The organism is Deltaproteobacteria bacterium (genome assembly GCA_016210005.1).
Classification (GTDB): domain Bacteria; phylum Desulfobacterota; class Binatia; order HRBIN30; family JACQVA1; genus JACQVA1.
The window spans coordinates 1-8,383 of sequence record JACQVA010000019.1 but is presented as its reverse complement, the minus strand read 5'-3'; the positions used below and the strand labels follow the sequence as shown (position 1 = coordinate 8,383).

Here is an 8,383-nt window from a genome sequence, read left to right as displayed (position 1 = left end):
CTTGCAGAGCTTCCTCGACCACTACGAGGAACGGCATCGGTCAACCCACGGTCCCCTGGCCGCTCACGTGGAGCGCGTGCTCAACCAGTTCCTCCTGTGCGGTGACCCGAGCCAGGGCCTCACCCTATTCAAGTGCCCGGAATGCAAAATCAGTTTGGCCATACCGTTCTCGTGCAAGACCCGAATTTGTCCCTCCTGCATGACCCGCCGCGCGGAGGACCTCGCTGCCGGCCTGGGCGATGTCCTCCCGAACGTGCCCTATCGCCATGTCGTCATCACCCTGCCTCGCCTTATGGGCATCCGCCACCGAATTCGGGAGACTCCCCGACTCCTGCGAAGGGTAACCCGCCTGGCCATGGGCGTTCTGTTCCGCTACCTCCGGCGGCAGGTGGGTTGCCACCGCAGCCGCCGGAACTCGCGAGAACAAGCGCGTCCCGGCGCCGTTGTGGCCGGGCAAACCTTCGGGGATTCTCTCGTCTTCCATCCCCACCTCCACATACTCATCACGGATGGCGTTTTCATGCCGGAAGGTGACTTCTACGGGATACTGGACTGGGATGCAGCTCAGCTCACCGGTCTCCTGCGTGACTCTATCCTCGCCTCCTTCACGCGTCTCAACCTGATCAGCCCCGACGCGGCCGAAACTATGCTCTCGTGGCCGATAGAGCGCAGCGGCTTCAACGTCCACGTCGACACCCGCGTCGAGCCCTGCGACAGAGACCGCCTCCGAACCCTGCTTCGGTATCTGACCCGCCCGCCGGTGGCGCTCGACCGGCTTCACTATGTCGAGTCCACCGGTGTGGTCGGCTACCGGACCCGCAAAGGCGGCGAACTACGCTATCTGCACGCCGTGGATTTCTTGGCTTATGTGACGTCCGTGTTATGTGACCTCACCTCTCCCAGACCCTCTGGTGGCTGTTCCCGGCCGGTGTCAGGTTCTGTCAAGAGCAGAAGCGCAGCGACTCTTGACGGGTTCTGGCACCGGCCGGACCATCACATAAAGGGTCTGGCGGGTCCTCGCCGAAGTTGAAGGAACCTCAAGCCGTCTGCACTTGCAGTAGGACGGTGCGCTGGGCGCATGACACTGGTCCGGGGATTATGTGACGTCTCTACCACGAGTTCGGGCCCCGAGGAGCGGAAAGGCCCGTGGTTGTGAGCGTTCCGAATTGCGCAGGGGCAATGGCGCCAAACCCGCACTCCATAAGGGTTCCGCAGCCATGGTCACATAACTTGGCCGATTGCGGCCTCCACGTTTCCTTGTGCTCGCACTCGCCAACCGGAGGAGGCAGGACGGCCGTTCCAGACCACCGCCGATCCCTTGGGCGCAGCTGATTGACCGGTGCTGGAGCGCGAAGTGGATCCCAAAATGTTCGGTAAGTAGACAAGACACACGCTGGACCCGTCCGACTATGGACCGCAGCTATCGGGTTCGGGAGTTCCGGGCCATCGAATCGAAGTCGGGAGCCTCGGACACGTCGCCCACAAAGATTTGGCCCAAAGCCGCTTCTTGCTCCAGTGATAGCGTGTCGGGCGGGCGAGGGTGGGCCAGGTCCCGCCGGATTCCGGCAACGAGCGGCACGGCATCTGCATCGTCGCGGAACGTTGAGGGAGGCTCACGGCAGGAACGGATCCGTGAGCTGTCGACCAGCCGGACGGAGCAGCTTATCCGGGAACCCGGGAGGAACCCGCGCATACGGGCCCTAAGACCTCTGTCGGGGCGGGTGAGCATCGGGGGAGGCCCAGGAGTCGCATGGTCCTCCCGAATTGCCGCCTGGAATCGACGAGGCGGTGATCACCGTGTTGAAGTCCCGTCTTCATGCGGGATATGTCCTGGTGCTGCTTTGGGTCCTCGGGGGATGTGGCAGCCCGTCTTCCGTTTCCCGTACGGAGCCGTCCCCGGACGACCCTACACGAGTACTACGTTTGGATATCGGGGACTCCTCGGAGTTTCAGTCGCGGCTTCGAGAGGAGATCGGCGGGCTTGAGTCCGGGGAGCCTATCCTGACGTTGTCGGAAGAGCTGGGGCAGGAAATTCGGCTGGTCCAGGACGGTGATTCGTCGTTCCGGGTGAGCGTGCCGAGCTCAGAAGCTGAACACATCGTAGCTCGACTCCAATCGATGCCTGACATCACTGCCGCGGAGCCGGAGCTGGCTCTTCGGGAAGTGGTGGCCGCGGCCGGTGCCCCGAACCCGCCGGGGGCCTTCCGAGGCGAGGCCTTGCCGGACGCGTCGGTCCGTTTGACCTGGAGCGATCTGTCGGCTGACGAAGCTGGGTTCGAAGTCTTTCGCAGCGAAGGCGATTCGGGGGTGTTCAAGCGCATTGCCCGGCCCGGCAAGAACATTACTTCGATGCTGGACGCGGCGCCTCTGGCGGTGAGGACCTACCAGTACAAGATACGTTCCTACAACTCGATAGGCACGTCTGGGGAGGTCGGGCCGATCCTCGTGACGACGCCTGCGGTTGCTCCGCCGGCGGCTCCCGGGCCGTTGCAGGCGGCCAGCAGCCCTGCGGATGTCCGGATCGATCTTACCTGGAAAGACAAGTCGGCCGATGAGCGCAACTTCGAGATCCACCGTAGGGCCGGGACGGGGAAGTATTCTCTGTACAAGCGCGTGGCGGCGGGGACGACGAAGTACTCCGACACGGCTCTCAGCGCGGGACAGAGCTATGCCTACGAGGTCCGAGCCACGAACGCGGGCGGGTCTTCGAGTTTCTCGGGGGAGTCCTCAGCGGTGGCTCTATCGATTCCTTTGCCCGCAGCCCCCGCCGCTCTGACGGCCTCGCGGGGAGGGGGCACCCTGTCCGTCAGCCTGGCCTGGACCGACACCTCGACCAACGAGACCGGCTTCGAGATCTGGAGATCCGTGGACGGCGGTCCGGACGTTCTTCGCAAGAAGGTGACCGCGGGTGTCGTCCAGTTCATCGATACGCAGAACGTAGTGATGGACTCCCGTTATCGTTATCGGGTTCGGGCCTACAATCAGGCCGGCCCTGGAGCCTTCTCACCCCCGGCCGAAGTCTGGATAGAAGACCGCCCCGAGACGGCCGCGATCCTCCCGGTGACCGGGGTTCTCAAGGATCTTGTCTATGATCCTCAGCGCCACAGGGTCTATGCCAGCAACTACACGTACGGTCGAATCGAAGTGTACGATATGGCTCAGACCAGGCTGCTGGCTCCCATTCCGGTCGGTTCTCTCCCGGTGGGCCTGGACATGACTCTGGATTCGCGCTGGCTGCTCGTATGCCAATCGGGAACCAGCCAACTGGGGGTGGTCGATCTGACGGCCACTCCGCCGACGGTGACGCAATTGCCTGTTCCTTCACCTGTCACCGTCACGGCGACGAATCGTCCCGACCGCATCATCTCGGCCGCCAATGGTAAAGCGTTCTTCTCGTGTGTCTACGAAGGGTCTGGTTGGACGGACCTGTGGGAGCTGGATCTTGCCACGCTATCGATTCGGCGCCGCGCCGACATCGAGGGCGGTAAGACCAGCTACCCGACATTCCCTTCAAGAGACAGGCTGGGGAAGAAACTGTTCTTCGCCGAGGGCAACACCTCGAGTGGGGAGTTTTACACCTACGATGCCGGCACTGATGCCTTCACGAAAGACAAGAATCTGAACCTCTTCCATCGATCGTCAGCCACCAGTCCGGGCGGGACTCGCAGCGCGCTCACCGGCGTCGTGGTGGATCAAAACTCCATCGTGCGAGGTGCGATCCCCAGCGAGCGCGTTGTCTTTGCTTCCGAGGATCGCGCCTATGGAGTCGTCAGAAACAAGGCGGAGCTCAGCGTGCTCGACATAGGTCGAATTCTGGAGATCGACAGGTGGGCGATTCCAGCCGAAATCACCTCGGATATCGAAACCGACGACCGAGGACTGCGAGTGTTCGGTATCGCCGCGACCGGGTTGATGGTCATACCCGTGAAGTACAATCGGGCGCCGATTGTGGAACCTGTCCCCTTAGGCCGTGTTCCGGCGGGGCAAAGCGTCGGTGTGACCGTTCAGGCCTACGATCCGGATCACGACCCGTTGACGTACTCCGCGCTCGCCCTTCCGCCCGGGGCCACCTTCGACCCGGCCACTGCGCGACTGCAGCTCAATTCGACGCCAGCTCAGGCGGGGACGTATCTCGAGAGCCGGATCGCGGTAAGCGATGGCCAGCACACGGTCATTCTCAGTATGTATCTCGCCGTCGATGCGGCATCCAGTTATCCGGCCACGATCGTTCCCATCGACGGCCAGCTTTCGGACCTCGTCGTCGATGAGGTCCGCGGGTTGCTGTACGTGGCCAACCAGACTCGAAACCGAGTGGATATCGTGCGGCTCGCGGACTGCGTGCAGCTTCCGCCGCTGCCGGTAGGCTGCCAGCCCACTTCTCTGGATCTCGACCGAACCTCTCGAAGATTGTTGGTCGCTCCCAGCGCGGCCGAGGTGTTGCAGGTATTTGACCTGGACCGGACGCCTGTGCGGCTGACCGAGCACGTTCTTTCCGGGGACGGTTGGGAGACGCCGCGCCCCCGGGTGGTTGCGGTGGATGCCCAAAACCGAGCCCTGTTCGCGACGGACCGTTATATTCGTCAACTCGATCTGAACACCGGGGTGATGCGCATTCGTAGTGAGCTGGGCTCGCACTGGTATCCCTCGCCGCTTCGCGCGTCAGGTGATCGAAGTATACTGGTCTGCGCCGACCAGGATGGCGACGCGGACCTGGTGTACTACTCCACGGCGACGGACACCCTGAACAGTCTCGTCACTCGGGAGCCCATCGCTGATGTGGCCGTCAACGAGGACGGTACTCAGGTGCTCGTGAAGCAGGAAAACTATATTCGCGTCTACGATCGGAACTTTGCGCTGCAGGCGAGCATCTATCAAACCGGTGCCTACCCGAATACCTTGTGTTTTCGGCCGGGCCATAATAGCCAGGCGTTCTATCGGAACGGCTCTTACGTGCAGCCTCTCGATCTGGTGGCCAAGCGCCTCGAATACCCGATTCGGTTGCCTAACAGCACCCTCATGACGGGTCCGCTGCGGACGGACGCTGCTGGAGCCACGCTCTTCGTCGTCGCTGAGGGTGGGGTAGCCATCATCCGCCTTCCATGAAGACAGAGTCATGCTGCCGATCGGAAGCGTCCGGCCGACCAAACTGGATTAACATGGCGATCTTCATTCTCGGACATTCGAAGTGCGCCTCTGGAAGTTGGAAGGCCCATGACCGACTGCCATCGGGCCGACGGAGGTTGAGGTCGACCCGGAAATGAGCTAAACGGCTCCATCATACGATCGAGTTTCACTGGGACGTTTTTGAGACTCCCCACCCCTCGTCCCAAATCCGCAATCCCGCACTGCGCAAGCAATCCGACACGACGTGACCACAAAATTGCGAATGCCAGTGTCATGCATGGCCAGGCATACACGTCGGGTAAAGCTCGCCGGCCGCTGGCCACCCCCACACCGATCGTGAGGAGCTCGAAGCGGCGGAACCGAACCCAGCTAATCCCACCAGAAGAACCAGCGCGGCGCGTTCCACAAGCCAGCCGCCAGCTGTTCCACCGTCTGCGTCCCCTGGGTGACGATGTCGGTGCAGTAGGCGAACTGCTCCCGGGCGAGCGCCAGAGCGGCCTCGCCGGTGGAGGGGGGGTGGTCCACCACCAGCTCCAGCACGGATCCGCTCAAGGCGAACAATCGGGCTCCATGGCTCTCCTGCCATCGGCGCAGCACCGCGGCGTGCTCGACAGGCTCCGGGCAGTCGTTGAAGCCTCCGAAACCAAGCAGCAGCGGGATCTCCCATGCGTGCACGGTGGGCACCAGCGCCAGCCGCAGCTCTTTGCTTGTCAGCAAGTGAAAACCGCCGCTCTCGGATACGGGCCCGGCGGGTGCCTGCGGCTCGGCCGACAGATAGGCACTGCCGGCCTCCTCCAAACGCTCGGTCAGCCACGGAGCGACGTTGACCCCCTCGAGCTGGCGAGCCGCCCGGGCCATGTCGAGCTCGGACGCCTCGTTGAGGTCGAAATTCTCCTCGATCATGGGGATGTCGGCCAGCACCACGGGACAGGCCTCCATCGCCTCTCGCCGCGAGAACAGACTTTTCCAGGCATCGAACGCGGTTTCCCGAGCGATCGGCATCGACAGCACCGGACCGCGGGGGCCCTCCAGCTCCTCGTGCTGCTCGAGAGAGTGAGTCAGCCCCGCTTCTTTCAAAGAGGATAGGATGGCTTCTTGCTTCATGTTTTCGCGGCTTCGCAGGTCGGCCTTAAAATCCTGGACAGGTATGCCGGTACTGAGCCTGGCGAATGGACGGGGCGTCGCACCGGATTTCTTGATGCATGCACCGGCTGGGTGGGTGCGGAGGGGCGCTCCACCGGTTACCCGAGACCTCGAGCCTCTTCGGGCCAGCCCGCTGGGACGGTGGAACGCGCGTGGCGGCGCGCCCATCCGCATGACGGCGGACCCGCGGGGGTGGCGGCTTGCACATGGCCAAAAGATCTCTTGATGCATATGATATAATTGCGCCTAGAATAATTTCTTTATAGAAATCATTCTGAAAAACCAGGGGAGTTCTTTTGCGTTGACTGTATATCGCCTGATCGACATCGCACTCTTCATTCTTTTGAGCCTGTTCCTCGTAACGGCAACGGCGGCAGGTGCTCCCGACGGCCCGGACCAGGGCGCGGGAACATCGGTGCCCCCGTATGACCCACCAACCAGGGGAACTGTGTTGTGGGAGCGCAAGCCCAGGTCGGTGCCCCCCTTCGACCCGCCATCGAGGCCGTCGGAGCCCCGGCCGAAGCCGGTGCCCCCTTACGACCCGCCGTCCCGGCCCAGGTCGGTACCCCCGTATGACCCACCGTCCAGGCCGTCGGAGCCCACGCCGAAGTCGGTGCCCACGTCCGACCCGAAGACGAAAGCGCCGGAATCCGTGCCGTCCTCGGCTTCGAAGCCGGGCCCCAGGCCGGGGAGTCCACGGCCGTCCCAGGATCCTCCCCGGCTGAAGCTGCCGGAGCCAGGTTATCCTAGAAAGGAAAAGGGCACCGCTTCTCGAGTTCCCGAAAGAGTCCCGGTCCCACAGAAGGGATTCTCCGACCCCCGGCCTCTGGAAACGCCCCGCAACCGGTTCCCGGGCGCGCCCGCTCCCAGGAAAGAAGTACCGCCACCGCGCTCCCACTCGGTGAACCATTATACCGAACGGACCTTCCAGACGCGGGAGTTCACGCCCGGTGGCTACCAGGCCACCAGCGGCTCGCCAGGGCCTTCGTCCAGGCTCGGCGGCGGGGTCGGAGGCGGCGGGCCCGCGGCGGAATGGCCCGGCGAGGTCCACACAGGGCGCGAGTCCCGTAGACCCGCCTACAAGGTTCGTGACTGGACCCAGGTCAGCCAGGAAACGGTGACCTTCACCCAAACCCGCACCGTAGTCCCTCGCGGCTGCCAGGTGGCCATCCTGATCGACACCAGCAGCAGCATGGCTACCCACCTGCCCGGGGCCTGTGAGCAGATCCTGTCCCTTCTGCACGGCATCCGGCGGGAAGCAGCCAGCTGCGAGATCGCGGTGTACGAGTTCGGCAACCTGGAAGTAGCGGAGGCCGGCGGTTTCGTGCGGCAGATTGTGCCGTTCACGTCCGACCTCCGTGCCCTCGAGCGTGAACTATCCAGGCTCAAAACTAGCGGCGGCAACGAGTACCACGGCAGAGCCCTCCACCGGGCTCTGACGGAACTCGCGTGGAAGAGAGGCCACACCGGCATCATCCTGATCGTGGGCAACGAACCTTACAATCAAGGTCCGGTCGACGCCATCCAGCAGGAAAAGCTGGCACGAAACCGCGGCATCCACGTCGAGCGCTTCTATTGCGGCCAGGCGCAGGAGCCCGACGCGGCAACCTGGGGCAGATCGTGCGTCCACAGCCTCGACCCGACAGGCTCGGTCCTCCCCAATCCGTCTCACTTCGACCTCGCCGACGTGAGGTACACCCCGTACACCCTGAAGAAAACACGGGCGGTCGGTCCGCCCCGGCCGACCCCAAAATACCCGGGTGAACGTTAGCAGGCTGGTTAGGAGCGCGGCGATGTCTCCAGGGGGGCACTTAACGCCAATGCCACTGAATTAAGCGCTGACGCGCCTAATTCAGTGGCGACGGTAGTCGGTAGTCGGTAGACGGTAGACGGTAGACGGTAGCTGGGCCCTCAGCTTTCGAATCAACCCGAATAACAGGCGACGAATCTCGATTATTCGAGCGCTTGCTTCAGTCAGTTCGTCTTCCGTGAGATAGCCGAGCCGAACCGCCAGCACGAGAAGCTCGGCCAAGCTTCCCTGTGCGATGCCAAGATGGTTGGCGAAGGCCTTGGGCATTTCCCTTGCCTGCCCTTCTGCGATGTTGGCGGGTGCGCT

General features: G+C 63.1%; 5 protein-coding genes. 3 read left to right on the top strand and 2 right to left on the bottom strand.

Going from position 1 to position 8,383, the window contains the following annotated elements; all coding sequences use genetic code 11:
* Both HY699_03310 and HY699_03305 read left to right on the top strand, forming a co-directional pair.
* On the top strand, nt 1-1,030 hold a 1,030-nt coding region (locus tag HY699_03310; GenBank protein MBI4514829.1), incomplete at its 5' end, for a transposase zinc-binding domain-containing protein.
* An 893-nt stretch (nt 1,031-1,923) separates the two neighbouring features.
* Nucleotides 1,924-5,103, top strand: coding sequence for a hypothetical protein (locus HY699_03305; GenBank protein MBI4514828.1), 3,180 nt, complete (start codon nt 1,924-1,926; stop codon nt 5,101-5,103).
* 390 nt (nt 5,104-5,493) lie between these two features.
* Here HY699_03305 and HY699_03300 read toward each other — a convergent pair whose 3' ends face one another.
* Entirely contained in the window at nt 5,494-6,228 is a 735-nt protein-coding gene (locus tag HY699_03300; protein MBI4514827.1) for a DUF4253 domain-containing protein, read from the bottom strand.
* 1,201 nt (nt 6,229-7,429) lie between these two features.
* On the opposite strand from HY699_03300, the gene HY699_03295 reads away from it, so the two are divergent.
* Entirely contained in the window at nt 7,430-8,038 is a 609-nt protein-coding gene (locus tag HY699_03295; protein ID MBI4514826.1) for a VWA domain-containing protein, read from the top strand.
* Between the two features lie 81 nt (nt 8,039-8,119).
* On the opposite strand, the gene HY699_03290 is transcribed toward HY699_03295, so the two are convergent.
* Nucleotides 8,120-8,383 (bottom strand): four helix bundle protein (locus tag HY699_03290; GenBank protein MBI4514825.1); only part of this gene is annotated, 264 nt, incomplete at its 5' end.

Excerpts from the sequence above, each read along its gene's own strand:
- HY699_03300 (MBI4514827.1), bottom strand. The coding sequence starts at position 6,228 with ATGAAGCAAGAAGCCATCCTATCCTCTTTGAAAGAAGCGGGGCTGACT.